Below are 26,332 nucleotides of genomic sequence, written 5' to 3' on the forward strand. Positions count from 1 at the left end.
CCCTCACCTGAACCAGGTCCAGCATTGTCAGATCTCACATCCATTTTCTTTCCTCCTTCGATTCCTTGACCTAACGCTGGTATACAAAAAAGTCAAATAAGGAACCTGTCATTTTGCCCAAAATCATGGCCAGCAGCAGTCCAAACAAATACGATTTCATGCCTAGACGTTTAGCAAGTACTGGCAGCACATTCAATACCTCGGTCAGTGCCGCAGCAAGCAGGCCGATAAACACACCGCAAAAACACCCAATGATCGGACTCAGGATCAGTATTCCATGTACCTTCCAATGCCAGAAATCCGCGATGGTTCCGACGAGCGACCCTCCGATCAATGCTCCTTCATACCAATGCGTCTTGTCATAAGTTCGGGTTAGCTGTGCCAATCTGGGGATCATATCAAGCACGAGAATGAGGGCAATCACGCCACTTCCTACGGCAACTCCTCCCGCAATCCCAAGTACGATACTGATCGCTCCATTAAGAACGCTCATCGACATTCATCTCCCCGCGTTCCTGCTCATGCATTCGTTCGGTTTCCTCAATGACGACAAACTTGTCTACATTCTGCTGATATAAAAACATTTCCACTTCAAGCGGAGTAGGTTCTTCATTCCACTTTTTCTTGAATAAATGATTAAAGAATACAGCCATACCAAACCCGATTCCGATGGAGTATGCCACCTGAAACAGATAAGGATGCTCGTCCCGGCGACCCGTTATCATTTCCACGATTCGAATTTGAACTTCCTGCATGTTCACATCTGCATGGAAATTCATAATGGTCAGTGCCGATCCAAAGAACAACAGCAGCCAGACCAGGATGAATAGAGATTGGGAAGGTTTGCCCGTTCCCGCAACGACCTCAACCAGCGTATGCCCCGAACCAATGAGTTCGACGGTAACTTCCGGCAGCATGCGCCGTATCTGAGGGATGATCTGCAAAATGTCAATCAGGATCAGATTGCCGTCCTCCGGTCCCGGGCGCAGCAGTTCAAGCTCAAGCAGCCTTCGTTCCCCATCTTCCGGAGAGGTTAACACATGAGCGATATCACCAAGCTTGACGCCTCTGCCCCTCTGGATACGGATACGGCTGCGCAGACGAATATAGACCGTTGGAGTGGGTGTCAGAGACATCCGAAACACTCCTTTACTGCGTAATTTAGGTTAGTATTTGAAGAATGTGCAAATTTATTACATTCCGGTTGGAAAAAGGTTCGGGTACGCAGATGCTCCGGGATGGATCGGTCACTGGCCGCTGTTTTTCGAATGTTAAAGATTAGAACTTACACGCGGGCACTACGGCCGCAGACCAACCTACCGATCGCTGTTGTCTCCAAATTTTCCTAATTCTATTTTCTGTTGTAGAAATTCGGAGTCAAAGGCGAACGCTTCGCTTCTTCAGGTTTATTCTGCCTCCTGCGTTGCTAGTGTAAGCATGAAGTAAACCTCCCGCGCTTCGCTCCCTTGACCGATTCCATCCCTCCGCTGCACGTGTCCCCGCTTTCCAAAAGACTGAAAAAATATGCTGGCGGGTGGGTAGTCGAGAGGAAAACCGTTTTACATGGATCAACACTTAAAAGCTATCCTTTTTCACAACAAAAAAGCCGCCATGTGGCGACTAGACTGGATAACCTGGCAGAAAAACGGTTAATTGTTTCGTTCCTCTTGCTTCTTCTCGGCGAGCTCTCTTTTGTATCGTAATGGCGTCTTTTTCATACTTTTCCGAAACTGGTTAATGTAATAGCTCGTGCTGTTAAAACCGACCTCATACGCGATTTCGGTGATGCTTCGGTCGGAGAACCGCAGAAGTTCAATGCTTTTCTGGATCCGGTAATCCATAACATATTGCATAGGTGTAGTCCGCAGGATTTGCTTAAAATATCGACATGTCTCCGATCGGCTTAACTGTCCCGTCCTTGCAATATCCTTCAACCTGACCGGGTCGGCATAGTTCAGATGAATCCACTGCAGCATATCCTTCATTCTTCTGCTCCTGGTCATCTCGGATGCATCATGCTCCAACGCATATCCGTTCTTAATCAGAAGTGTCCATATATCCAGCACCCCTGAAGCAACTTTCAATTCGTAATAGGGCGCTTGACTCACAAGCTGCATTCTAATTAGCCTGATGCCCTCCAAAATCTGTGTTCCCCAGGTAATACCCCCATCTATATAGAGAAAAGGCAAATTGGTAGCCGTTATATAGGGGTGAACATACTTTACGTACAGATCTGAAGGCGCTGCAAGTTGGGGCGTCAAATTTAGACATAGATAGATGCAGTTATTGTACCCTCCATGATCTTCGGCCATATGCATGGCTCCACTGTTAATAAAAATGCCATTACCTTTGGTTACACTAATTTTCTGGTCATTGATATGGAACAACGCTGTACCCTGGAGAACCGCAACAAACTGCAATTCATCATGCCAGTGCAGGGGGATGTGTCCATGTATATTATTCACAATGGTTGTTTCATAACAGGCAACAGGTAAAGTATCGGTCCGATGTTTCGTCATTTCCTTCAAATTTTGATCAATGATAAATTCTGTCTTTTGCATAAGCCTCATCTCAATATAATTATATTTTTACGTGTGATATTGATATTAATATATCGTATTTCTCCTTAATATAGCACTATTCTTATATTTAAGGTGAGGCGATCAAGAGTGACAACATCTGCAAGTTCCAAGCTCTCGGGTATTCTGCTTGTTCTAACAGGAGCCATCTGCTGGGGGATCGGAGGAACCGTATCGCAAAAACTGTTTCAACTGGATGGTATTGAAGTCAATTGGTATGTAACTGTTCGATTGCTGAGTGCGGGTATTCTGCTTCTGGTTATTCAATCTTTTACACACGGTAGATCACAGATTATTGATGTATGGAGAAATAAAAAGACAGCTGTACAACTGATCCTATTTGGATTAGCAGGCATGCTCGCCGTACAGTATACATATATGGCTTCCATTAAACATGGCAACTCCGCGGTTGCCACTCTCCTTCAGTACCTTTCCCCTATCATGATTATGATTTATATCGCACTGCGGAAGCAATCTGCACTGACGCGCAAGGACCTTGCATGCGGCGTCCTCGCACTCCTTGGCTGTTTTCTACTGCTGACGAATGGCTCGGTTACACAGTTATCTGTCTCCTGGCTTGCGGTGATCTGGGGGTTATTGTCCGGTGTAGCTGCTGCATTCTATACACTTTATGCTGTACAGCTGATTAAGAAATTCGATTCACTTGTTATCGTGGGCTGGGCCATGATTATTGGTGGTCTGGGACTTAGTTTGATCCACCCGCCATGGAAAGCGGACTTTGCCAGTATCTCGACAGAAACATACGGGTATTTGATATTTACGATTATCTTTGGGACGATGATTGCTTTTTGGTTCTACATTGCGAGTTTAAAAAGTCTTACACCCAAGGAGACCAGCTTGCTTGGAAGTGCTGAACCTCTGGCTGCCGTTGGTACAACCGTCGTATGGCTCCATGAACCCTTTGGTTTCTATCAATGGCTGGGTACTGCCTGTATTATCGGGTTGATTCTAGTCATGCAATTCAATCGCTCAGGATCATCTAAACGGTTGAACGACAAACAACCTCACTCGCGTTAGGCGCGCGATGCAAGGTTGTTAGTTGTCGTATATTGGCGATTCGGCACCCTTGTTGGAGTCCGTACTCCACCATCTACTGCGCGATCTGATCGCGAATCGATTGAAGTATCTTTTTCTCCAACCGTGAAACCTGAACCTGAGAAATACCCAGCCTAGTAGCGACCTCCGACTGCGTCTGATCCCTGTAATACCGTAGATAAACGATCAGTCGTTCCCGCTCACTAAGGCCGCCGATCGCTTCATTGAGCGCCAGCTTATCAAACCAGCGTTCCTGAGATTCGTCGGCAATCTGGTCCATCAATGTAATCGGATCCCCGTCGTTCTCAAACACGGTCTCATGAATAGACGTCGGCGGTTTGTTCGCTTCCTGGGCAAAAACAACCTCCTCCGGTGTCACCCCCAGCTGTTCAGCCACTTCCTTGATCGTTGGCAGACGGTCAAGGTGTTTGGACAGTTCGTCCCTTTTTTTGCGGACTTTATTCGCCATTTCCTTCAGAGAACGACTAACCTTGAGGGTTCCGTCATCCCGCAGGAAACGTTGAATCTCTCCGATGATCATCGGTACCGCATAAGTAGAGAACTTCACATCATAACTAAGGTCGAATTTGTCCACCGATTTGAGCAGGCCGATACAACCAATCTGGAACAGATCCTCCGGTTCATATCCCCTGTTCATAAAGCGCTGAACGACCGACCAGACAAGTCTGATGTTGCAGTTCACCAGCGTATCCCGTGCGACATGGTCACCCGACTGACTGAGCGCAATCAGCCGTTTGACCTCGGCATCGTCCAAATAGGTCTGTGAAGACTGTTTCACTTCAGCATCCATTAGACCAACCCCTAATTATACATTGCTTTCTTGGATTCAATCCTCTTCTTCATCTTGATGGAGGTGCCTCTGCCGGGCTCGCTGCTGACTTCGAATTCATCCATGAAGTTTTCCATAATGGTGAAGCCCATGCCCGACCGCTCAAGTTCGGGTTTGGACGTATATAGCGGCTGTTTGGCCAGTTCCAGGTCTTCGATTCCTTCTCCGCGATCTTCCACAATAATTGTAATCATGTCTTCGCGAATTTGCGCCTGAATGGACACGACACCCTCGGGATTGTTGTTATACCCATGGATGATACTGTTCGTCACCGCTTCCGAGACAACCGTCTTCAGATCGCTAAGCTCGTCCATTGTTGGATCAAGCTGAGAAATGAACGCCGCGACAGTCACCCTTGCGAACGATTCGTTCTCCGACTTGGCCGCAAATTGCAGATTCATGAAATTTGTTCCCGTACCTTCACTCATGAGACGACCTCCAGACCCGAGAGAGCTGTTCCCTCATTTTCGTAAATCGGCATGATCTTGAACAAACCCGACATTTCCAGCAAACGATAGACCGGCGGATTAACATCACATACAACCATCTTGCCGCCTTTATTTTTAATGAGTTTGTATCTGCCCAAAATGACACCCAGACCCGAACTGTCCATGAATTGAAGATCTTTCAGGCTAAGCACCAGATGTTCACACTGTCTGCGCTGGATAGCCTCATCCATTTGCATTCGAACCATATCGGCTGTATGGTGATCCAGCTCCCCGGATAATCGCACAATCAGAATCCCACGGTGATGTTCCATTTCCACATGCAAGTTCACGTTTGCTCACTCTCCTCCCAGTCTTGAACAAGGATTTCTACGTTTCCGAAGGCTTTTCCTGCCCCCCGACAAAACTAGAAGAAAACCCCTAATTAACTACAAAATACGTTCAAGGAATGTATGCAGAACGCGCAAATCGGCATTTAATCAAACAGGTTCGATGTTGTTCGTTTAAACAGCTTCCACCAGCCAGCTTTATTCACATCCTGAGGGGCTTGGATATCGAACTCCTTGATAACCTCGTTTCCTTGGTATACGACAAGCTTACCTACGCTCTGACCAGCCTTGATGGGTGCTTTCACTTCTTTTGCCATTAACAGCTCATGGCGGAACTCATCGGATTTGGCGCCTTTGCGCATCAACACACTATAATTTTGCGTAGCCGTCAGCGGCAGTTCAGCGACTTCCCCTTTTTCAATTTTCAGACTGCCGAGCTGATCCCCTGCTTTGTACAAAGGTTTCATCGTGTATTGTCCGAAAGCATAGTCGAACATCGAAGACACTTCAGCATTTCGGGTTTTCGTATTCGGTTCACCCAGCACTACAGCAACTGTACGCAGACCGTCCTTCATAGCGGTAGCCGACAAGCAGAATTTGGCTTCTGATGTATAACCCGTTTTCAGACCATCTGCGCCTGAGTAGAACCGGACCAGTTTATTGGTATTCACCAGCCAGAAGGGCTTTTCCGTATCTTTACGAAGGTAGTCCTGGTATGCTCCCGTATATTTCGTAATACCTGAATGTTTCAGCAGTTCACGACTCATCAGCGCAATGTCATGTGCGGAAGAATAATGATTCTCCACTGGAAGTCCGTTACAATTGGCAAAGTGAGTATCTTTCATGCCGAGTTCTTTGGCACGTTCATTCATCTGCTGCACAAAAGCTTCTTCTGATCCGGCAATTTTTTCTGCCATCGCAACAGATGCATCATTACCGGAAGCCATGGCGATTCCTTTCAACATGTCATCGACAGTCATCTCTTCGCCAGGTTCGAGGAAAATCTGTGAACCCCCCATGGATGCAGCATATTCACTCGTTCTCACCTTATCCGTCAGCTTCAGCTTGCCGGAATCAATGGCTTCGATCGTCAGCAGCATGGTCATAATTTTTGTAATACTCGCCGGAGGCAGCTGATCATGACTGTTTTTCTCAAAAATAACCGTTCCCGTATCGGCATCCATCAAAATGGCAGAACGAGCGGACGGGGCAAGATCTGTCCCCCCTGCCGTTTTGGGTGCTTCTTCAGCCAGCACTGTTGTTGCCATAAGGGGTAGCAAAATACATAGGGTCATGAACGATGCCATTATTCGTTTCTTCACTAGGGTTAACCTCCTCAAATGACTTGCTTACTGCATGCTCCATGCATGTACTGCTAATCATTGTCGGCGCGTTTACAGTAAATTATTCCATCCCATGAATGATTTCCCGAACTTTTTCTAATCTCAACCTAATGCACAAAAAAACGTGCCTCCTAATTGAAGAGAGGACACGTAATTACCCACGATAATGTAAAGAGGGAATCATCCCCCAAAATCCCATGAATAGATATTCCAGAAGATAAGAAACGAAGTTAATACGACAGATATACGGATGTTCCACTTTGTCGGAGAGGTATAGGTTTGATACACCATGATCAAAACGATAATGAGACTGGCAGCCAAAAATGCAATATTCGTTTTAACAAAGAAAAGCAGCAACAGCACTCCAATATGTATGACTCCGATGACACGGTCAATATTCATATCAAACCTCCTCATATGACATATAGATCGTTATAACTCTACTGAATGATTTTTCCATAGGCAGAACATTTCCATGTTACTCTTTCTTTATTTTCTGAATTTCACTTTTTTGTAAAAAAATAAAAAAAGACAACCTCTTGAATGATCCCAAGGACCACCATAGGTTGTCTTACTTTAGCTTACGATTTACATTTGCGGAATGACGGCCAGAACAAGCGCAAGGAACGATTCACGAACACGCTCGGTCGTTTCCATGACCTCATCATGGGATAACGGCTGATCAAGAATTCCGGCTGCCATATTACTGATGCAGGAAATGCCGAGCACTTCCAGACCAGCATGACGTGCCACGATAACCTCGGATACCGTAGACATACCCACCGCGTCTGCACCCAGCGTACGCAGCATCACGATCTCAGCAGGTGTCTCATAGTTAGGACCCAGCAAGCCTGCGTATACGCCTTCACGCACGTTAAAGCCTTGTGAAGCCGCTGTATCTTTCGCCAGCGCGCGCAGACGGCGGCTGTAGGCTTCAGACAGGTCAGGGAAGCGCACGCCCATTGCCGGGTCATTAGGCCCGATCAACGGATTTTTGCCCGTCATATTCAAGTGATCCGAGATCAGCATCAGATCGCCTGGCTCGTACGAAGTGTTTACACCGCCAGCCGCGTTGGTTACGAGCAGTGAAGATACACCCAGTTCTTTCATGACACGTACAGGAAACGCTGTAAGCTCGGGGCCATATCCTTCGTACATGTGGAAGCGGCCTTTCATCATTACAACCGGACGGCCTTTAATGGTGCCGACCAGCAATTCCCCTTCATGCCCTTCTACAGTGGAGACCGGGAAGTGAGGAATATCCTGATAGGCAATACTTACCCCATCTTCAATAAGATCGGCCAGAATGCCAAGACCGGAACCCAAAATCAAACCGACTTCCGGCTTGATGGAGCTTTTGCTTTGAATGTAAGAAGCAGCTTCCTGAATCATCTGTTGATTTAATGCTGTCATTTCAAATGTTCCCCCTTGAGTTGAAACTTCCGTCTATGTCAGCTAGCCGCATCGTTCAGGTATATTCCTCTCCTGACCGATGCACTCGCTTATGTATAACGGCGTTTAAATGTGTACAGTTTATTTTATCCTAAATCAGCTATATGTTCCGCATCTATTATTGAACTTTTAGCGTTAAAGCTCATTATTTTGCTCGCGGATGATGCGTTTCATAGATCTCCTTCATCGTTTTGCGGCCATGATTCCCGTATTGTTGTCCTGCCTGCTCCACATGGCCCAGCATGTCCTGCACTGCACGAGTATCCGCCCCGTTTGCAATCAGGTGGGCTGCAAAGGAATGGCGCAGCGTGTGCGGTGTAATCTCTTCCGAAATCCCTGCATCCACCGCCGCTTTTTTGAGCAGCTTCCAGAAGCCCTGGCGGGTTAAACGTCTTCCGGACACGTTGACGAACAGGGCCTGCTCGTCCGAGTCTGTTTTGAGCAGGTGGTTACGAAAATCGTTAACATACACACTTGCCCAATGTGCTGCAGGTGCACCAATCGGCAGAATCCGTTCTTTGCCTGCACCTCCGCAGCGAATAAACCGCATGCCAGGTTGAACATCCCGTATATCCAGTGCGATCAACTCCGAGACCCGAATACCGGTAGCATACAAAAGCTCGAGCATTGCACGATCACGCACCCCTTGGGCAGAGCGAGTATCGGGCGAGGCCAGAAGGAGTTCAATTTCATCCACCGTTAATACCTGTGGCGGCGTTTTGTCCGCTTTCGGAGCCTCGACATCAAACGTTGGGTCCTGCAGAATCTCGCCACGGCGCATCAAAAAATGAAAATAGGAACGCAAGGATACCACGCTGCGAGCAATGGTCGCATTGGCACGCCCCGCCTGCTTCAGTTTGCCGATAAACAAGATAACATGAGTACGACGCACCTGCCCTGCCTCACGAATACCGTATTCCTTATCTGCAAATTCGATGAACTTGTCCACGTCCCGAAGATACGACTCCAGCGTACTGCTTGACATCCCTTTATCTTCTTCCAAGTATAAGGCATAGGGGTGTATCGTCTGTCTCATGTACAACGCTCCTCATCTGACAGCATTGCCGAACTGGCAACCTGCTTCCGTATTTGCATCCCTGGCTGTCCGGACTACTCCCCATACCAATAAAACAAACGGAGTCTCTCCGCCAGCGTAAGACGTGCTTCTCCATTGCCTGGCCAATCCGTCTCCTGAAAGACTTTAACTGCATTTCCTGTTGGCATTTGATACTGATCCACAGGTGAGATCCAGCCATTGAACAAATCCAGAACATGATAGAACAGATAAACCAACCCTGCAAAAACTATAATAAATCGTATAAAACGAAGCCCTTGGCGCAGTGAAATAATCATGGGTTGTCCCCCTCCTGGTTTGAATCCAATTCATCTAGAATCAGGGTATGACGACAAACACAGGAATATGACATTTGAGATCACATCAGAGATAACCTCACATGATGTACTGGACCAAAAAAGCTCTCCCGTCAAAACCGCCGGTGAGAGCTTGAAGATATGCTATGTTATTCTTCATCTTTGGGCTTCTGGTCATTTTTAGCTTTGCAACGATAACAAATCCCATGAAAATCCAGTCGGTGATCTACTACCGAAAAGTTAAATTCCCGCTCCAGACGCTCTTCAAGCGGTCCAAGCCAGTCTTCACGTATTTCATCCATACTTCCGCATTGAACGCAAATTAAGTGATGATGGTGATGCTTGGATGTATCTCCGCGCAGATCATAACGCGCTACACCGTCGCCGAAGTTGATTTTCTCTACAACATGCAGCTCACTCAGCAGTTCGAGGGTACGGTACACGGTTGCCAGACCGATTTCGGGAGCTTTTTCTTTAACGAGCATGAATACGTCTTCCGCACTCAGATGATCTTCTTCATTCTCAAGAAGTACTCTTACGGTGGCTTCCCGCTGGGGCGTTAATTTATAGCCTTGGGACTGTAGTTGCTGCTTAATTTTATCGATCCGTGCTTCCATTTTCTCCCTCCCCCTAGGAAATCACTGCACACTGCAACTTAACCCACTTCTTTCATTATAGGGGGAGTGCGTAATTAAAGTCAACATTTTACACTGTCCGTTACGGCGCTACGCCGGGAGCAGCATTGGCGTTACCCAACGCATCATCGCAGGTGTTACCCAAGTTTCAAAAGACGCGACGCCTAACAGCAGACCAGCCATAACCAGCGTCAGCAGCACATAAGAGGCAAATGGCCTTTGTCCACCCGGTGTCCGCTGCATGAGTACACGATTCCGAATGATATATAAGGAAAAGGTCATGGCCGACACACTGCAGATCAGCAATACCGGAATGACGAACAAATTATGCGGCGCGACGGATACCAGGGCAAATAGCAGCCCTTTCCAGGAATACTGTCCGACAAGATATCCAACGGTAAATCCGATCAGCACTCCTTTTAGAAAATCCAAAACCAATATACCCGGCAATCCGATGACGGATAAGCCCAGTACCCAGATGAGGCCAACCCATTTCAAATGTAGTAACGCTATATCCCAATAGGTTCCGGACTCGACAATCTGCCCGCTGTGCTGGACTGTCATGAAAAAATTGCCCAGATAACCCTCCAGATCCTGACGCTGTTCAAGTGACAGGGCATTAACCATCAAGGCGCCGAAAATGACACCGACCAGAAACAAGACAGCTACAAATACATATAACGAGGTTTGACCTTTGAACGTGAAGTAGGAAGAACGCATACTGGAACGGGTCCCCTTTCCGGTTATCATGCTGCAGGATCTCTAAGAAATCCACACAGTCATTCTATGAACCGAAGTACGTGGGTATGACTCCTTGTCCCGATACTCGCCCTATACTTCCCTTCTGCCTGTCTTAGTCCGTTTCTTTACCAGAGACCTTGCCATAGGTTCCCCCGCCTCCGGATGACAACTCCAGTCGACCATTTCGAGCAGCAACGATAAGACTGGCCAGAACGGGTCCCACAACACTCGCAAGCTCGTCTTCACTTGTGCGATGAAGTACATTCATTTCGGTACCAAAGTGTTCCAGAAGCTGACGCAGCTTTGCCTTGCCCAGTCCTGGAATAAACTCAAGCGGTACCTGATAGTGGTATGGTGGCCTGAATTCTGGAACGTTAGGGCTCTCCCGATCTGCTATAGCCAGTATACGATCCAGAACACCCTGCACCAGCTTCGTACTGCCGCAATAGGGGCAGCGTTCCGCTGACATCGCTTGTTCATTCATAATACTGCCACAGGCTGCGCAATACGTACGGTGGTATTTGCCAAGCCTTGGGTTCAAGCCGTAATTGGCCTTAATATTTCTTCCTGCCTCACCCTTCAGTGCCATGCTGAATTCGTCAAATGAAGGATGGGAAATCTGCAGCTCATTATACTCGCGTCCGATTTTACCAAGGGAGTGTGCATCCGAATTGGTTAGAAAAGGGAGCTGGTCAAGCTCCTGAATGTAGCTGGCCATGGATGAGTCTGAGCTTAATCCCAGCTCCACGGCATCAATCAGGCTTGTATCCAGCACATCAGCCATACGCGGAGCCGTGCTGCCATAGATGCCTTTGTGAGGTGTAAAGACATGTGCGGGCACGATGAGTCCGCCTCGGGCTTTTATCTCGGCCTGCATTTCGAGGGATGAGACATATACCCGTTGTGAACTGAGATTCACATTTTTCATATAACGCTGCATCCACTCCGTGAATGACTTCATCGTTGTCAAATCACGAAAGTAGGCCAGCATGTGATATTCCCGCATCTCCGGTTCGCGCAGCTCGATTTCGGTACCGAGCAGAATCGTGGTGTCCTGGTAGGCAATGCCTCCATCCTTCAGTTCGGACATCGTGCCATTCTCAAGCAGCTGCTCGATATCCATCTGTACCACTGGTGAATGGCAGTCTATGACGCCGAGCAGATGAATCCCCTTGCGCTCTGACGCTTCACGAGCAATATTCTCGAAGGTCAGATCCCGGCTGCCACTGATTTTAACAGCTTCACCGCGGGACGTACGCCCAATGTGGATATGCAGGTCTGCGTAACAGGAATCCCACGTGTTAGACGTTGTCTGCTGATCTGCCATCATTAAAACCGCCCTGTCGTTCTGTACAGATCCCATGCATACACAGCCATCATCGTTTTGGCATCACTGATCCGGTTCTGATCCATAAGCTGATACGCTTCCTCAAGCGTGATTTCAGATACTTCTAGAAATTCATCTTCATCCAGTGCCATGTCTCCGGCTTCGAGCTCCTCGGCAATGTACAAGTGAATGATCTCGTCTGCGAAACCTGGTGATGTATAGAATGAACGCAGATGACGCAGCGACTTGGCTGCATAGCCGGTTTCTTCCCGTAATTCACGAGCGGCCGCAACCTCCGGCTCTTCTCCCGGATCAAGTTTGCCTGCAGGGATTTCCACCTCGGTACGCCCCATCGCCTGACGATACTGATCAACCACCAGCATGCGATCCCCGTTCAAGGCAAGTACAGCTACCGCACCGGGGTGACGGATAATCTCACGTGAAGCTGTCTGTCCATTAGGCAGCTTGACCGTATCGACCTGAAGAGAAATGACTTTCCCTTCGAAGATTGGCTTCGTCGAGACCGTTACTTCATCGAGCTTGGGATTAGACGGGTGGTTAGAGCCCGTTTGGTTGGTAGGATTCATATATGATCAACTCCACTTTTACAAGATTTTATATTCACAATACGTATAATCCCCCGTTTTTTGGCATATCGTGAGCCTATAGCCTTTCGAGAAAAATAAACCAAATATCAGGGGGATATCCAATGAACAGTTATGTGACATCTCAATCGGTACATGTGGTCGGACAAGCAAGGCAAGTACAGCTTATACTCAAGCAATGGCTGCGTGAATGGGGTCCTGATGCCAAACTAAGTGAACTGATTGCGGGACGAAAGTAATCCTTGTTTACTTTCTTTCTCCCATGAAATATAACATGAATTCGCAAAAAGTCCGAATCCGATGCTAACCGGTTTCGGACTTTTACGTAGAAAGGTGCTTACTTACAAGTAAACACCTCTATATGATTACTTGCTGCCAGAAGCTGTCTCCTGAATGATGGCTACGACAACCTGGGACAGTTTAACGATATCATCCGCACGAATGCGCTCTTTCGTCGTATGAATATCCTCATAACCTACCGCCAGATTGACGGTCGGAATGTTGAAGCCATTGAAGATGTTGGCATCACTGCCACCACCCGAAGCAAAAGTACTTGTTTCCAGACCCAGACCGCGAATCGCACGCTGCGCAAGCTGCACAACCTCATGCTCATCGTGGAACCCGAAGGCAGGATACAAAATCTCGCTGCGGAATTCGGCTGTGGCACCGTATTTGCGGCAGGTTGTTTCCAGAGCTTCACGCATCTGAGCAATTTGCTTTTCCACTTTTTCCTGCACGATACTGCGTGCTTCCGCTTCAATCTGTACAAAATCACACACAACGTTCAGTGCAGATCCGCCCTGAAACTTGCCAATGTTGGCCGTAGTCTCATCATCAATCCGTCCCAGTGTCATTGCTGCAATGGCCTTCGCCGCAACTTGGATTGCACTGATGCCGTCTTCGGGGTTCACACCTGCATGTGCCGATTTCCCATAAATGTTCATCTGAATCTCGGCTCTCGCCGGGGCAGCAACACAAATCGTTCCCACTGCACCATTGGAATCAAGTGCATAACCAAATTCAGCATCAATATCTTTTGGATCCATCGCACGTGCACCGACCAGACCGGATTCTTCGCCAACGGTAATGACGAACTGAATTTTTCCGTGTGGAACCTTGTTCTCCTGGATCGCCCGAATCGCTTCAAGCAGGGCAGCAATGCCTGCCTTGTCATCTGCTCCGAGGATCGTTGTGCCATCGCTGCGAATCCAACCATCTTCCCCGAGCTCGGGTTTAATTCCCTGGCCAGGAGTTACAGTATCCATGTGGCAGGTAAAAAAGATCGGCGCTGCCTCCGGTGCACCATCCGCTTCCAAGGTAACAATAAGGTTACCTGCTCCATGCCCGGTTTTCTCCATGGTGTCGTCCTCATATATGCTGAGACCCAGCTGGGTAAACTGTTCCTTCAATACGTTGGAGATGTTATGTTCATTCTTCGTTTCACTGTCGATCTGCACCAGTTCCATAAACTGATGTATGACACGTTCCTGTTTAATCATAGGACTTTCCTCCCTCTCATGGATACGGTACAATACAATTAATATGCTTGTTTATTTTTCATTTGTTGAAAGGAGTTCTCTCTTCATGCAAAAAAAGAAATGGTTCAAAATCGTGATCTATCTCATGCTGATTGCTATGATCGGGTCTACCCTTTTCATTGCTCTTGAACCTCTACTATTTGGATAGAATCTGAAGCCCTTGACTGTCTGAACTAGAGACGGACAACGGCTTCTTTTTCGTCTCTCCAAGTCATCTCATATGGAAAAACACGTCCGAAATAGGGGACTATCTGCTGGGCAACTTGCTCCACGGTGTAGGTTCTGCCGGTGATGTCCTCTAGAGAGGTCACGCCGTACTGCTCTATGCCACAAGGGATAATCCCCTGAAATCCTTCATCCTGAATACCTGAAGTAATATTAAAAGCAAAACCATGACTCGTCACGAATCCTCGCCGATGTTTACAACGGTTGAACTTTACCCCGATGGCAGCGATCTTCATATCTCCGATCCATACTCCGGTGTATGCCTCTTTCCGGCCTGCCTCAATACCCTCATCTGCCAGGTAATCAATGATGACCTGCTCCAGATTGCGCAAATACCCATGTAAATCAAGAGCTTCATCACGGCCGAGGACGAGCAGCGGATAACCAACAAGCTGGCCTGGACCATGATATGTAATATCACCGCCCCGATCAATTTGAAACAAGGTAATCCCCTTTGCCTCGAGCTCCTCCTTGCTGAGAAGCAGATGCTCCGGATGATTCTGAGATCCGATGGTATACGTGGGAGGATGCTGCAGCAGAAGCATCTGCTCGATTCCTCCACCTTCGTCCAGCTGCTGTACAATTGCTTTTTGGCGGTTCCAAGCCTGTTCATAATCAAGCATCGGTATGTATGTCACATCCAGCGGCTTGTTCATGATTTCCCCACACCCTTCCGCTTCATTGTCCAAACCATATTTGATCGTTTAACCGCAGACAGCGGGAAAAGTGCACGGCCTTTGGCACATACACTTTCCCTTGACAACTCTATTTCATTAATACACCTTTGTTTCCATATTATAACCTTCAAGGTTTTCTTTGACCCGCTGCAAAAATCGGCCGCAGATGACGCCATCCAGAATCCGATGATCCAGAGACAGACACAGGTTGGCCATCGAACGAACGGCAATCATGTCATTAATGACTACAGGCTTCTTCACGATCGACTCAAACGTGAGAATAGCCGCTTGTGGATAGTTAATAATCGGTTGCGAAAGAATTGAACCAAACGAACCGGTATTATTGACCGTAAACGTACCACCTTGCATATGATCCAGCTTCAGGGTACCTTCACGGGTTTTGCGTGCCAAATCATCGATTTCCCGGGCCAGACCTGCGATATTACGCTGATCCGCATGCTTGATCACCGGTGTCAGTACAGAGTCTTCCGTACCTACCGCCATGGACAAGTTTATATCCCGTTTAACGATAATTTTGTCGACAGCCCAAACCGAGTTCATGATCGGGTAATCCTTAATTGCATTTACAACACCCTTCATCATGAAGGAGAGGTACGTCAGATTAATGCCTTCTTTACGCTTGAACTCATCCTTGAGCTTATTGCGCAGCATGACCAGGTTGGTAACATCCACTTCGATCATGGTCCATGCGTGAGGAATCTCCGATACGCTTTGACGCATGTTCCGGGCAATGGCATTACGCACAGGAGTAACATCGATAAAATATTCCGATCTTCCCTGGCCGCCACCTTCTACTTCAATCTGCGGAATTTTCGGAGATTCCGTCAAATGAATCCCGGAATGTCTCACGGGAACGCCAGCATCGGGCGCAGAAACCGCTTCTCTTGCAGAGATTCCCGTTTCTGCACCGCTTTTGTTCAAACCGCTAAACGGTGAAGCAGATGGACTAACTGCAGAGGAAGGATGTGCTGGTATACCTGTTTGGCCTCCTTGAGCGATAACAGCAAGCACGTCCTTGCGTGTGATGCGTCCGCCTGCTCCTGTGCCTTGAATAGCCTGCAAGTTGAGACCATGCTCTGCTGCAAGTGACTGTACCGCAGGAGAGTAGCGATTACGCATAGGCTGATTGGGATCATGACCTACTGGAGTCACTGATCCTTGCTGTGCATTGTTCTGCTGGGATACTTGTGTCACTTGCTCTGCCACTTGTTCATCATCCGCAGCTGCTACCTGCATACGGCAGATGGCTTCGCCAACAGCAATCGTCGTACCTTCTTCCACCAGAAGGTCACCCATGATTCCATCAACTGTCGATGGAATCTCTGCATTGACCTTATCGGTGATTACTTCACAGATTGGCTCGTATTGTTCAACCCGGTCACCCGGTTTTTTTAACCATTTCCCAATGGTAGCCGAGACCAGCGATTCTGCCAGCTGCGGCATAATGACCTCGATCCATTTCATACGTTCAGCCATTTTTTATATCACTCCAAACTTAGCTTTTAACCTTTTTTCGAATAGATTGTCGAAACTTATGATCAACGAATTAATACTCTGCAAGGGTGCGCATGGCTTCCTTCGCTTTATCCTTGCTAAGCATGTAGAATTTCTCCAGTGTTGGGCTGATTGGCATTGCCGGTACGTCCGGTCCGCAAAGACGCTGAATCGGTGCATCCAGATCGAACAGGCACTCTTCGCTGATAATAGCCGCAACTTCGGCACCAACACCACCTGTTTTGTTGTCCTCGTGAACAATAAGCACCTTGCCTGTCTGACGAGCGGAAGCAATGATCGCTTCACGGTCAAGCGGCTGCAGTGTACGCAGATCCAGAACGTGGGAAGTAATCCCTTCTTCACGCTCCAGTTCTTCCGCAGCCTGCATTACAAAATGCAGCGGCTGGCTGTACCCGATAACTGTGATATCCGCACCTTCACGAAGCACATTTGCTTTGCCGATCGGAACGATGTAATCATCCTCTGGTACGTCTTCTTTAATCAGCTTGTAACACTTCTTATTTTCGAAGAACAGTACCGGATCCGGGTCACGGACGGCAGCTTTGAGCAAACCTTTGGCGTCATATGCCGAGTAAGGAGCAATGATTTTCAAACCAGGTGTACCAAAGAAAATAGATTCGGGACATTGTGAATGATACAATCCTCCAAAGATCCCTCCGCCAATCGGCGCACGGATAACAATCGGACAGCTCCAGTCATTGTTGGAACGATAGCGGATTTTGGCCGCTTCACTAATGATCTGATTGGTTGCCGGCAGCATAAAGTCTGAATATTGCATCTCCGCTATTGGCTTCATGCCATACATAGCCGCCCCAATGGCTACCCCTGCAATGGCCGATTCGGACAAAGGTGTATCCATCACACGCATCTCGCCGAATTGCTCTTGCAAGCCTTTGGTTGTGGTAAAGACGCCGCCTTTGACACCGACGTCTTCACCCAGTACAAAAACATTCTCGTCTCGCTCCATCTCTTCTTTCATCGCAAGACGGATCGCATCAATATATTCCATAACCGCCATGATTACCGTCCCCCTTCTTCGCTGTCCGCGTAAACGTGCGTCAGAGTGTCCTCAGGTTTCGGATATGGCGCGTTGTCTGCATATTCAGTCGCTTCTTTCATTTCCAGCGCGAGCTGGGAAGCCAGATCCGCATCCCGGGCTTCGTCCCAGATGCCGCAATCAATCAAATAATTTTTCATCCGAAGAACGCCATCCTTCTTCCAATTCTCGTCAACCTCTTCCTTGGTCCGGTAAGCCAGATCATTGTCGGAAGTGGAGTGAGGAGACAAACGGTACATCATGGCTTCAATCAGGGTAGGGCCTTCACCGGCAATTGCACGGCGGCGCGCTTCTTTGACAGCAGCATATACTTCCAGCGCATCATTGCCGTCAACCCGTAGTCCAGGGAAGCCGTACCCCAGTGCGCGATCCGATATCTTGCCGCTAAGCTGCTTATGGACCGGAACCGAGATGGCGTACTGGTTATTCTCACACATAATAATAACAGGCAGCTTGTGAACTCCAGCGAAGTTAGCTCCTTCGTGGAAGTCTCCCTGGTTGCTTGAGCCTTCACCAAACGTAACAAAAGAAACAAATTCTTTTTTCTGCATTTTTGCTGCCAGTGCAAAACCTACGGCATGCGGTACTTGCGTAGTAACCGGGCTTGAGCCCGTAACAATTCGCAGCTTTTTATGACCAAAATGGCCCGGCATCTGACGGCCGCCGCTATTCGGATCTTCCGCCTTGGCAAATGCAGAGAGCATCAGCTCGCGAGGCGTCATGCCTACCGCCAATACGAAGCCGTAATCGCGGTAATAAGGTAAGTAATAATCGTGATCCCGGTCCAATCCAAAAGCAGCACCCACTTGCGCAGCTTCCTGACCTACACCGGATACGTGAAAGTTAATTTTGCCGGCCCGCTGCAAGAGCAGGCAACGTTCATCGAACTTGCGTGCAAGCAGCATGTATTTGTACATGTCCAATACTTCTCCATCGCTAAGTCCCAGCTGTTCATGCCGGTGGACCGCATCTGCAGTACCTTGTGAACTCATATGAGGTACCTCCTTTTAATCAGAGCCTGTGCCCGTCTTACAACCCGATCTTATAACCTGGTACTAAGACTTGGCTTAACCTTATTATAATCCCTTTTGCCCAAAAAAGGAAAGAACCTTTCTCATAAGTCTGTCCAGACCTACATTCCAATGGCTTTTCCGTCCACGGCCAGCATGGCTTCGCCCATAATTTCGGACAATGAAGGATGTGGATGGATCGTCTGTCCCACTTCCCATGGCGTCGCATCCAGCATTTGTGCCAGCGAAGCCTCAGCAATCAGTTCCGTTACATGGGTACCAATCATATGTACACCCAATATATCATTCGTCTTGGCATCGGCGATTACCTTCACAAAACCGTCCCGGTTTCCATGAACGAGCGATTTGCCAATCGCCTGAAACGGAAACTTGCCGGTTTTGACATCGAAACCGCGCTCTTTCGCTTCACGCTCCGTGAAACCAATGCTTGCTGCTTCAGGACGAGTGTACACACACCGGGGAATACGGTGGGATTCGACGGCATGAACCGATTCACCTGCCAGGTGATTTACGGCCAGAATGCCTTCATGACTCGCAGCGTGTGCAAGCTGTAATCCACCAATGCAATCCCCGATGGCATAGATATGTCCTTCACCAGTCTGTAGATGTTTGTTTACCGCGATGAATCCGCGGTCCAGTTTGATATCGGTGTTTTCGAGCCCAATATTTTCAACATTAGCCTGCCGTCCGACTGATATCAGCATTTTGTCCGCACTGAGCGTCTCCTGCTGATCGTTATTCATCTGAACATCAATTCGAACGCCTTCTTGACCAGCCTCATATGATTCTGGCATGATTTTAGCCTTTGTTAGGAAGCGTACTCCGCGTTTGCCAAGCAACCGCTGCATCTCCCTTGCCACGTCTTCGTCTTCCGCGGGTAATACATGATCGGCAGCCTCGACAACCGTAATGTCCACCCCGAAGTCATTCAGCATGGATGCCCATTCCAGCCCAATCACGCCACCACCCACGATGATGAGTGATGTTGGCAATTCATCCATCCGCAGAGCTTCGTCACTGCTCATGATATACCGGCCATCCGGCTCCAGGCCCGGAAGTACGCGAGGACGTGACCCGGTAGCAATGATGAGATTGGTTGGCACAACCGTATCCATCTCCCCATCTTCAAACTCCACAGCTACCGCTCCGCTCTGAGGTGAGAAAATGGACGGTCCGATTACACGGCCTTTGGCGTATACGACCTGGATCTTATTTTTTTTCATCAAATATTGAACCCCTTGATGCAGCTGCTCCACAATGGCATCCTTGCGCGCCTGTACCTTGGGAAATACCAGCGTTGCTCCAGTTGTTTCGATTCCGTACGATTCGCTCTCTTGAATCTCAGCGTACACTTCCGCACTTCTCAATAGCGACTTGCTAGGAATGCACCCGCGATGCAAGCAGGTACCCCCAAGCTTGTCCTTCTCAATAATGACGACCTGTTTACCCAACTGGGCAGCACGAATTGCGGCAACGTAACCTCCGGTCCCTCCTCCGAGAATGGCAACATCACATGTAATTGGCATCTTTTATGTTCTCCTCTATCAATATGATTAGTTATGAATGGAACGATGATGATGATAAAAAGCCTTTTGCAGAACTTTACTATATTCCATTGTACTCCCCTTGGGCAGTCAACTCAAAGTTTGTCCCAACACATGGACAGCGTGCACAAACCAAGCTATGATGGAATCAGGCATGACCTGTAAGCGCAACCTTTATTTTACGTCGACATTTGGCAGAAGGGGTTAAATGGTGATGAATACTCGACTGGTCTTTGCACGGTTTTTGGCGATTTTGGTCTTGGTTATTCCCGGATTAATGGCCATGAAAGGTTTTTTGATGATGAAAGACGCCCTTTTCCTATATTATGCTGAGCACGGGAATGATCAGATCTCACCTGGTTTCCAGTGGCTTTCCTTTGGAGGCGGGCTTCTCCTGTTTGCTGCAGGCATGAGTTTCTTGGGAGGATGGATTTTGTTCCGTGACCGTAAACGCAATTATGTAGGTCCCCGTTTCCGTTCCAAAAACACAACCGAACAGGCAGAGACACCCGGCAAGCTTTCATAAGTCCGGGCTTTTTGCTGTTCTCCCTAGCTTTATCATTCAATCAAGATCAGGTATAATGCTTATTTATTCACATGGATATCTCTGCATCATTCCGTACGTGACTCAAAGAATTTATGCGAAACATCGACATCAAAAAAAGACAGGATGATTTAACATGATATCGTTTCTCATGACGCTGCAAAGATTGCTCAAGGGCATTTTCCACGCGTTCAAGGACCCCAAGTTTCTCGCACTTTTTATCTTGACTGCAGCAACACTGCTGTCAGGAACCTTGTTCTATACCCGTGTGGAAGGGCTGCACTGGATCGATGCGCTTTATTTCTGTGCCGTGACTCTGACGACGGTGGGGCATCCTGAATTTGTGCCTACCACCGGATTCAGCAAAGCATTTACCGTGATCTACATGTATGCCGGCATTGGCCTTACCTTTGCCATGATTGCCAGAATTACAGCAGGTATTCTATTTCCTCGCAAATTACAGACAGAAGAGAACCCGGAGTAATCTCCGGGTTATTCGTATAATGCATCCCTCAGCTTTGTTGACATGCGGGATTCTTTGGAAGAAGACTTCAGAATGGTTCTGCGCAGGGTTAAATTGCTGGCCTGCAGCCGCTCTATTTCCGCAAACAGATCGGCAATTAGCGCCTCCGCGCCTTCATGAAGGACAGCCTGTCCCTTTAATTCCTCATACCGCTGCTGCATTTCATTTATCGCTTCATTCACTTGTATAACACCTCTTTTCCAATACTACTGCTTCACAACTGCCGTTACCAACAGTGTAATAATCCATATAGTAACACAAAGCAGCTTGGATTAGTTCTAGCTCTGAACGGAGATTTTGTGGTACTCTGTAATGGTCGCTTTTTTTGTTGAATCCGTATGTGAGAGGAGTAGCAGCACCGTGCAAACAGGACGTATTACCGTAATTACTGGACCGATGTTCAGTGAAAAATCCGGTGAACTCATTCGCCGTTGTCAGAAATTGATTCAATTTGGCCGTAAAAAGGTCGTTGCTTACAAACCAGCCGAAGATGATCGGTTTGCCCAGGACGAGATTGTCAGCCGAATCGGATATCGTCTTCCTGCCCATTCCATCCCCCGGCAATTAACTCCGGAATCCGTGGAGATGATTCTTGCTCAGACCAAAGATGCTGATGTGATTGCTTTTGATGAAGTGCAATTTTTCAGCAGTGCCATTATGGACCTGGTCTCCGAGCTTGCCTATTGCGGCAAACACGTGATTGTAGATGGTCTTAATATGGATTATCGAGGCAAGGAATTCGGATATATTGGGGGTCTGCTCGCCATGGCAGATGACATTGAGAAACTCTCCGCATTCTGTGCGGTTTGCGGAAGCCCTGATGCTGCCTTCACTCAACGTATTGTGAACGGAGAGCCAGTCACTCTTGGTCCGGTTGTCATGATTGGCGATTCGGAAGCCTACGAACCACGCTGCCGCTGCTGTTTCATTCCTCCTCACAAAGTAGAATGCTAGTTCAGCTTTTATTATATATTCGGCAGGTCCTCTGAAGCAGAACTCTGAGTCAAATCTGCCTGTTCTTAAAAAGCCCTCAAGGGCTTTTTTTGCTTATCCACTGCATTCGCTATACCCGGTTCAACATTCATTACAAAAAAGCACCGCTTCAAAGCGATGCTCTCATTCGTAGTCTCCCACTAGTCGCGGGAAACAAAATATTTGTTGGTCATGTAGTAAGCGTCACCGCGGGACGTTTCTACCATTCCTTTTTTGGCGTCCAGAAATACAATCTCTTTACACTTCGTACAATACCATTTGGTTCGCTTATATGGAGATTCCGTTACATATGCCGTACCGCATTTGCAATCAATTTTCATCAATAGCTCGGTTGATTTATATGCACTGGACAAGCGTTCCAGATTATCCTGCTGCTGTGTGGGCATGATGGTCTGTTGATAATCGGATAAATGATTTTGAACTTTGAAATCTGCCACGAGGCCTGCATTCAATCCAAAGAACTCTTTCCCAATCTCGGTCACGAAGCGCTTCTCATTTCTGTAGCAATCCAGCCACTCAACAATCTGCTTATTAGACAGTGGAACCGTACCCTTGATACCGCTGTTTAAGGTGTAGGTCATGATGTATAAAGTATCGTCTTGTCTACCTGAGTACATTAGAATCCTCCTTCGAATACATTTGCTAATGTACTACAAAAATGCTCATAAATCAAAGCAATGTTATTTCCTGAGCAAGATTCTTCCTATTAAATGGGGTACATTCCACGTTCATCCGCCAACAGCTTACAGGAACTGCATACACCTGTAACATTTCCCTGAGGCGCTGCGTAATGAACGACTGATTCAACTTTTTTCTTGCATATGGAGCAATAGTACCTCCTTTCTTTTTTAGGGGTGTAGTCCGATAGCTTCACTACGTTTTGTTTTCGTCTGAATCCGCGTAAGAAGCCCAGCCATTTCATTTCACTCTCACTCTTTCTCTAGACTAGATTGCAGCCATTCTTCGTCGTTCTCCGGTCATATTGAACTTGCCGGTATTATGTATACAATTCCCAGTTGTGCACGTCTATCTCATAATCTATTCGACGTTTTAGAGCCTTTTCCTGTCTTTAATCGGTACACATATCAAAAAAACCGACAAAAGCTATCCTCCCTATGAAGGTCAAGGACAGCCATGTCAGTATTGAATCTTTATTTATAAAAGGTACCCAATACTTCCAGCGCAGGTGAACGCTCAATTCGGAACGGATAGATGTACCCTTGATTGAACCGGGTAAACCTTCTGCTCCACAGATCCAGCCCTGAGGTAAATTGATAGGCCTGATATACAAATTTGGAGCAATAATTTCGTTCAATGCTTCGCAGATTGGTTTGCAATCGATAAAACTTAACCTGCTTGTAGTGTTCATGTACCCACTCAGCCGCACGCTGCCCAGCCTGGTTTAAACGTGAACGAAATACAATGAAACGATCTCCCTCATAAAATCGGGTAAGATACCATTCCAGGGAATCGGCGAACACGGGCCCATAAGGATGAACATGATACACTTTGCCGTCCAGCCCAATAATCCCCATGTGACCTGCATAATAGGTTGATTCCGAACTTGGCGTGTAAACGATATCTCCCGGTTCCAGCTTCATTTGCCCCAGTTCTGCGACAGGAAGATCCTGCTGCAGCCTTCTGGCTGCGGATCGCTCACGCCTACTCTCCACCAGTAATCGATGCAAAGCACCGGCAACTGCAAGATAAATGGCTGCGTATTTGATTCGTTTCTTTCCTTTGGTAACCCTGAGGACAGAGGAAATGAAACTCCGAAACATTTTAGACATACCCCACCCCGTATTCTCCACTCTGTCAGATTTATTCGTCTATTTTCATATTATAGTTTTCACTTCGGAACTGATCAAACTGCCATACAATTTTAGCTACTGCATGTTTCAGTGTCCCTTAACAGAATAACCCAAAATTCCGATATTATAATAAGTATGATAAAAAAATCATGCAACTATCACACCCAGGAGGAATCCCTTATGTTATCCGTTTCATCAACGAACAGAAGCACCGGATCCAATCAGAGCAGCGGTAATACAACTACCAAAACAGACAAGATTATTCAGGACCTAATGAAACAAAAGGCGAGACTGAGCGAAGAAATGCAGACCGTGAGATCCGATGAAAAACTGGATACAAAAACGAAAATGCAGCGCATTCAAACCTTGACCTCCAGTATCCAGGAAATCGACGCTCAAATTGCTCAGATTAAAGCAGAAGAGATTCAGGAAAAGACACGACAAAAAGAGAATGAAAAGCCCAAAAGTTCTGATTCTCAACCTGAAGATACGGTCTCACTCGGTTCTGTAATCAAGAATAGCAATACATACGATCAATTGGGGAAGCTGGTTGGATCCCGTGAGAAAATGCAAGGTTCAATCAACACGCTAGAGGGCGGCGTTCGTTTTGATCGTACCTTATTAGATAGTAACCCTCATGCAGATAACGGAAAATCAGTAATGCTTGAAAATGCAGAGCATACCGTTTTTCAAATGAAGCGAGAAATGGTTCAGGAAGTTAAATCCCACATTAGAAGTACGGATAAGAAAATTGGGGAATTACTCAAAGATATAAACGATACAGCTCCACAGAATGAACCGACTGCTGAGAAAGCTTCTACAGAAGAAGTTAAAGCGGAAAAGGACAATAAAGACGATATACTTTCGGGTAACAACGAGGTTATGGACAACATTCAACATTCGAATTCTCCGACAATGATAAACACAAATACATCGATTGACATTTTAGCTTAATAAATTTAGAGCACACAAAAATAAACCACAACCCTAATACCTGGTATTTAGTCAAGGTAATTAAGGTTATGGTTTTTTAATTTGGTATTTATTCTTCTACAACACCGAGAGCTTTGTTCTTCTCTTTGAATCGGCTGTTATGAGAAGATACATAGGCAACTTTTTCTGCCTCAGGATCCATGTATAGTTTTGCACTGTTGACCGCTAGGGCAGCATCCGTGAAAGTTCCTGCAATAAGATATAGCTTGCTGCCATAATCCACAAAGTCGCCTGCCGCGAATACACCCGGAATATTGGTTTGAAGCTTCTCTGTTGTGGTTACATGCCACTCTCCAAGATCCAATCCCCAGTCCCGAATGGGGCCAAAGTCACTCTTCATGCCGTGATTAACGATAATTGCGTCGACTTCCAGCAGTTCGCTTTCACCTGTTTCCACGTGGGAAATCGTCACTTGTTCAATGACTTCGCCACTAACACTGTGCAGCGTATTCACTGCATAGGGTGTACGAACATCCACCGAGGATTCTCTCATACGAATGACATTTCGCTCCAGTCCGCCGAAGTGATCGCGTCGATGTACAACCGTGACTTGTTCTGCCAGAGCTTCAAGCTCGTTGGCCCAGTCTACTGCAGAATCGCCTCCCCCAGAGATGAGGACACGTTTGCCCCGAAAAGGTTCCAATTCCTGCACCGTGTAGTGCAGATTCGTTACCTCGTAACGGTCAGCTCCCTCAAGTTCCAGCTTCGCCATTTTGTATATTCCATAACCGATTGCCATAATAACTGTCCGAGTCCAGTGCTTCTCACCAGTAGCAGCCGTCAGAATAATCGTACCGTCCGGCTGACGTTCAAACCCTTCAATTTGTTGTTCAAACACAATCGTAGGTTCAAACGTTCTCGCCTGTTCTTCAAGCTGCTTAATTAGATTCGCGCATAAAATCGGTGTTACACCACCCACATCCCAGATCATCTTCTCCGGATAAAAGAGCATGCGTCCACCGAGTCTGTCCCGTGCTTCAATCAATTTCGTTTTCATATCCCGCATACCGCTATAAAAGGCAGAGTACATCCCGGCAGGACCTCCGCCGATAATGGTTACATCATATAGTTCCAACTGCTGATCCATATTAAGGTTACCTCCGTTAATTCGATCCATAACATCGAG

The 26,332-nt window shown here is 47.2% G+C and carries 32 protein-coding genes; 7 read left to right on the plus strand and 25 right to left on the minus strand.

All coding sequences use genetic code 11. From position 1 onward, the window contains the following. Positions 1-70: 70 nt before the first annotated feature. The 3 genes from CHH60_RS11025 to CHH60_RS11035 form a co-directional block, all read right to left on the minus strand. A complete protein-coding gene (locus CHH60_RS11025; RefSeq protein ID WP_095359247.1) occupies positions 71-493 on the minus strand; it encodes a stage V sporulation protein AB in 423 nt (140 codons plus the stop codon). Next, a complete protein-coding gene (locus tag CHH60_RS11030; RefSeq protein WP_095359248.1) occupies positions 480-1,136 on the minus strand; it encodes a stage V sporulation protein AA in 657 nt (218 codons plus the stop codon). The genes CHH60_RS11025 and CHH60_RS11030 overlap by 14 nt, the downstream gene beginning before the upstream one ends. A 513-nt stretch (positions 1,137-1,649) precedes the next feature. Then, positions 1,650-2,561 (minus strand): AraC family transcriptional regulator, encoded by a 912-nt coding sequence (locus tag CHH60_RS11035; protein WP_095359249.1) that lies wholly within the window; start codon positions 2,559-2,561, stop codon positions 1,650-1,652. Positions 2,562-2,669: 108 nt separating this feature from the next. Between CHH60_RS11035 and CHH60_RS11040 the strand changes: the two genes are divergently transcribed. Then, positions 2,670-3,617 carry a DMT family transporter gene (locus CHH60_RS11040; protein ID WP_095359250.1) on the plus strand — a complete coding sequence of 316 codons (948 nt, stop codon included), beginning with the start codon at positions 2,670-2,672 and terminating at the stop codon, positions 3,615-3,617. Positions 3,618-3,690: 73 nt separating this feature from the next. On the opposite strand, the gene sigF is transcribed toward CHH60_RS11040, so the two are convergent. The 12 genes from sigF to CHH60_RS11100 form a co-directional block, all read right to left on the minus strand. Beyond that, positions 3,691-4,446, minus strand: coding sequence for an RNA polymerase sporulation sigma factor SigF (sigF, locus tag CHH60_RS11045; protein WP_095290500.1), 756 nt, complete (start codon positions 4,444-4,446; stop codon positions 3,691-3,693). An 11-nt stretch (positions 4,447-4,457) separates the two neighbouring features. After that, positions 4,458-4,913 carry an anti-sigma F factor gene (gene spoIIAB, locus CHH60_RS11050; RefSeq protein WP_095290499.1) on the minus strand — a complete coding sequence of 152 codons (456 nt, stop codon included), beginning with the start codon at positions 4,911-4,913 and terminating at the stop codon, positions 4,458-4,460. Then, positions 4,910-5,263 carry an anti-sigma F factor antagonist gene (gene spoIIAA / locus CHH60_RS11055; RefSeq protein ID WP_036663380.1) on the minus strand — a complete coding sequence of 118 codons (354 nt, stop codon included), beginning with the start codon at positions 5,261-5,263 and terminating at the stop codon, positions 4,910-4,912. The genes spoIIAB and spoIIAA overlap by 4 nt, the downstream gene beginning before the upstream one ends. A 143-nt stretch (positions 5,264-5,406) precedes the next feature. Further along, positions 5,407-6,528, minus strand: coding sequence for a D-alanyl-D-alanine carboxypeptidase family protein (locus tag CHH60_RS11060; RefSeq protein WP_255247900.1), 1,122 nt, complete (start codon positions 6,526-6,528; stop codon positions 5,407-5,409). Between the two features lie 255 nt (positions 6,529-6,783). Then, entirely contained in the window at positions 6,784-7,005 is a 222-nt protein-coding gene (locus tag CHH60_RS11065) for a hypothetical protein (protein WP_095359252.1), read from the minus strand. Between the two features lie 186 nt (positions 7,006-7,191). Next, entirely contained in the window at positions 7,192-8,016 is an 825-nt protein-coding gene (locus CHH60_RS11070) for a purine-nucleoside phosphorylase (RefSeq protein WP_095359253.1), read from the minus strand. Positions 8,017-8,200: 184 nt separating this feature from the next. Further along, the gene (locus CHH60_RS11075) at positions 8,201-9,091 is read right to left on the minus strand and encodes a tyrosine recombinase (protein ID WP_095359254.1); all 891 of its coding nucleotides are present in this window, start codon (positions 9,089-9,091) and stop codon (positions 8,201-8,203) included. 74 nt (positions 9,092-9,165) lie between these two features. Continuing rightward, a complete protein-coding gene (locus tag CHH60_RS11080; RefSeq protein WP_095290490.1) occupies positions 9,166-9,408 on the minus strand; it encodes a DUF4227 family protein in 243 nt (80 codons plus the stop codon). 167 nt (positions 9,409-9,575) lie between these two features. Then, positions 9,576-10,043 carry a ferric iron uptake transcriptional regulator gene (fur, locus tag CHH60_RS11085; RefSeq protein WP_024630961.1) on the minus strand — a complete coding sequence of 156 codons (468 nt, stop codon included), beginning with the start codon at positions 10,041-10,043 and terminating at the stop codon, positions 9,576-9,578. Between the two features lie 108 nt (positions 10,044-10,151). Next, on the minus strand, positions 10,152-10,781 hold the full coding sequence (gene spoIIM / locus CHH60_RS11090) for a stage II sporulation protein M (protein ID WP_095359255.1): 630 nt from the start codon (positions 10,779-10,781) through the stop codon (positions 10,152-10,154). Positions 10,782-10,914: 133 nt separating this feature from the next. Next, positions 10,915-12,132: an endonuclease Q family protein gene (locus CHH60_RS11095; protein ID WP_441339390.1), complete on the minus strand. Its 1,218-nt coding sequence runs from the start codon at positions 12,130-12,132 to the stop codon at positions 10,915-10,917. After that, entirely contained in the window at positions 12,132-12,716 is a 585-nt protein-coding gene (locus tag CHH60_RS11100) for an NUDIX hydrolase (protein ID WP_095359257.1), read from the minus strand. The genes CHH60_RS11095 and CHH60_RS11100 overlap by 1 nt, the downstream gene beginning before the upstream one ends. 122 nt (positions 12,717-12,838) lie before the next feature. Here CHH60_RS11100 and CHH60_RS11105 point away from each other — a divergent pair, with 122 nt between their 5' ends. Beyond that, complete coding sequence (locus tag CHH60_RS11105) at positions 12,839-12,973, plus strand: Z-ring formation inhibitor MciZ (RefSeq protein WP_095290484.1); 135 nt, start codon at positions 12,839-12,841, stop codon at positions 12,971-12,973. Positions 12,974-13,099: 126 nt separating this feature from the next. Here the strand turns inward: CHH60_RS11105 and CHH60_RS11110 are convergent, their stop codons facing one another. Continuing rightward, positions 13,100-14,233 (minus strand): M20/M25/M40 family metallo-hydrolase, encoded by a 1,134-nt coding sequence (locus CHH60_RS11110; protein WP_095359258.1) that lies wholly within the window; start codon positions 14,231-14,233, stop codon positions 13,100-13,102. Positions 14,234-14,318: 85 nt separating this feature from the next. Here CHH60_RS11110 and prli42 point away from each other — a divergent pair, with 85 nt between their 5' ends. Then, a complete protein-coding gene (gene prli42 / locus CHH60_RS11115) occupies positions 14,319-14,420 on the plus strand; it encodes a stressosome-associated protein Prli42 (RefSeq protein WP_095290480.1) in 102 nt (33 codons plus the stop codon). A gap of 25 nt (positions 14,421-14,445) precedes the next feature. On the opposite strand, the gene lipB is transcribed toward prli42, so the two are convergent. From lipB to lpdA, 5 genes are all read right to left on the minus strand, one after another. Continuing rightward, positions 14,446-15,153: a lipoyl(octanoyl) transferase LipB gene (lipB, locus tag CHH60_RS11120; RefSeq protein ID WP_095359259.1), complete on the minus strand. Its 708-nt coding sequence runs from the start codon at positions 15,151-15,153 to the stop codon at positions 14,446-14,448. Positions 15,154-15,270: 117 nt separating this feature from the next. Further along, the gene (locus CHH60_RS11125) at positions 15,271-16,671 is read right to left on the minus strand and encodes a dihydrolipoamide acetyltransferase family protein (RefSeq protein WP_095359260.1); all 1,401 of its coding nucleotides are present in this window, start codon (positions 16,669-16,671) and stop codon (positions 15,271-15,273) included. A 70-nt stretch (positions 16,672-16,741) separates the two neighbouring features. Beyond that, positions 16,742-17,728, minus strand: coding sequence for an alpha-ketoacid dehydrogenase subunit beta (locus CHH60_RS11130; RefSeq protein WP_095290475.1), 987 nt, complete (start codon positions 17,726-17,728; stop codon positions 16,742-16,744). A gap of 2 nt (positions 17,729-17,730) precedes the next feature. Then, entirely contained in the window at positions 17,731-18,759 is a 1,029-nt protein-coding gene (locus CHH60_RS11135; protein WP_095290473.1) for a thiamine pyrophosphate-dependent dehydrogenase E1 component subunit alpha, read from the minus strand. Positions 18,760-18,899: 140 nt separating this feature from the next. Then, positions 18,900-20,324 carry a dihydrolipoyl dehydrogenase gene (gene lpdA, locus CHH60_RS11140; RefSeq protein WP_095359261.1) on the minus strand — a complete coding sequence of 475 codons (1,425 nt, stop codon included), beginning with the start codon at positions 20,322-20,324 and terminating at the stop codon, positions 18,900-18,902. A gap of 226 nt (positions 20,325-20,550) precedes the next feature. On the opposite strand from lpdA, the gene CHH60_RS11145 reads away from it, so the two are divergent. After that, on the plus strand, positions 20,551-20,868 hold the full coding sequence (locus tag CHH60_RS11145; RefSeq protein ID WP_095290469.1) for a DUF2627 domain-containing protein: 318 nt from the start codon (positions 20,551-20,553) through the stop codon (positions 20,866-20,868). A 154-nt stretch (positions 20,869-21,022) separates the two neighbouring features. Continuing rightward, entirely contained in the window at positions 21,023-21,370 is a 348-nt protein-coding gene (locus CHH60_RS11150) for a potassium channel family protein (RefSeq protein WP_095359262.1), read from the plus strand. Positions 21,371-21,378: 8 nt separating this feature from the next. Here the strand turns inward: CHH60_RS11150 and CHH60_RS11155 are convergent, their stop codons facing one another. Then, positions 21,379-21,591, minus strand: a complete 213-nt coding sequence (locus CHH60_RS11155) for a hypothetical protein (protein WP_095290465.1) — start codon at positions 21,589-21,591, stop codon at positions 21,379-21,381. A gap of 178 nt (positions 21,592-21,769) precedes the next feature. Here CHH60_RS11155 and CHH60_RS11160 point away from each other — a divergent pair, with 178 nt between their 5' ends. After that, positions 21,770-22,363 carry a thymidine kinase gene (locus CHH60_RS11160; protein ID WP_095359263.1) on the plus strand — a complete coding sequence of 198 codons (594 nt, stop codon included), beginning with the start codon at positions 21,770-21,772 and terminating at the stop codon, positions 22,361-22,363. A 179-nt stretch (positions 22,364-22,542) separates the two neighbouring features. Here the strand turns inward: CHH60_RS11160 and CHH60_RS11165 are convergent, their stop codons facing one another. Both CHH60_RS11165 and CHH60_RS11170 read right to left on the minus strand, forming a co-directional pair. Further along, on the minus strand, positions 22,543-23,019 hold the full coding sequence (locus CHH60_RS11165) for a hypothetical protein (protein WP_095290460.1): 477 nt from the start codon (positions 23,017-23,019) through the stop codon (positions 22,543-22,545). Positions 23,020-23,553: 534 nt separating this feature from the next. Beyond that, a complete protein-coding gene (locus CHH60_RS11170; RefSeq protein WP_255247894.1) occupies positions 23,554-24,192 on the minus strand; it encodes a hypothetical protein in 639 nt (212 codons plus the stop codon). A gap of 201 nt (positions 24,193-24,393) precedes the next feature. Here CHH60_RS11170 and CHH60_RS11175 point away from each other — a divergent pair, with 201 nt between their 5' ends. Then, entirely contained in the window at positions 24,394-25,167 is a 774-nt protein-coding gene (locus CHH60_RS11175) for a FlxA-like family protein (protein ID WP_176476032.1), read from the plus strand. Between the two features lie 88 nt (positions 25,168-25,255). On the opposite strand, the gene CHH60_RS11180 is transcribed toward CHH60_RS11175, so the two are convergent. Continuing rightward, positions 25,256-26,293, minus strand: a complete 1,038-nt coding sequence (locus CHH60_RS11180; protein WP_095290455.1) for an NAD(P)/FAD-dependent oxidoreductase — start codon at positions 26,291-26,293, stop codon at positions 25,256-25,258. Positions 26,294-26,332 lie beyond the last annotated feature (39 nt).

The sequence above is a fragment of the Paenibacillus sp. 7523-1 genome (assembly GCF_002276415.1).
GTDB classification, from domain to species: Bacteria; Bacillota; Bacilli; order Paenibacillales; family Paenibacillaceae; genus Paenibacillus; species Paenibacillus illinoisensis_A.